The sequence below is a fragment of the Christiangramia aestuarii genome (genome assembly GCF_009735585.1).
Taxonomy (GTDB): domain Bacteria; phylum Bacteroidota; class Bacteroidia; order Flavobacteriales; family Flavobacteriaceae; genus Christiangramia; species Christiangramia aestuarii.
On sequence record NZ_VJVW01000191.1, the window covers coordinates 1 to 350 of the forward strand.

The 350-nt window shown below is 62.9% G+C and carries 1 protein-coding gene; it reads left to right on the forward strand.

Features of this window, described 5'->3' with window-relative positions; all coding sequences use genetic code 11:
- Nucleotides 1-350, forward strand: a 350-nt coding sequence (locus FLP08_RS17485) for a DDE-type integrase/transposase/recombinase (RefSeq protein WP_156278197.1), incomplete at both ends; no start/stop codon positions are given.

Here is a 350-nt window from a genome sequence, read left to right on the forward strand (position 1 = left end):
GTTGGCACTACCTGGCCGCGGTGCTGGATCTGCATACCCGGCGGGTGATCGGCTGGGCGTTCTCGGCCAAGCCGGATGCCGAACTGGTGATCAAGGCCCTGGACATGGCCTACAAACAGCGCGGCAAGCCACAGCAGGTGCTGTTCCATTCAGACCAGGGCAGCCAGTACGCCAGCCGCCTGTTTCGGCAACGGCTCTGGCGCTATCGGATGCAGCAGAGCATGAGCCGTCGGGGGAATTGCTGGGATAACTCGCCGATGGAGCGCCTGTTCCGCAGTCTGAAGTCGGAGTGGGTCCCGTCAACGGGTTACATGACGGCGCAGGAGGCCCAACGGGACATCAGTCATTAC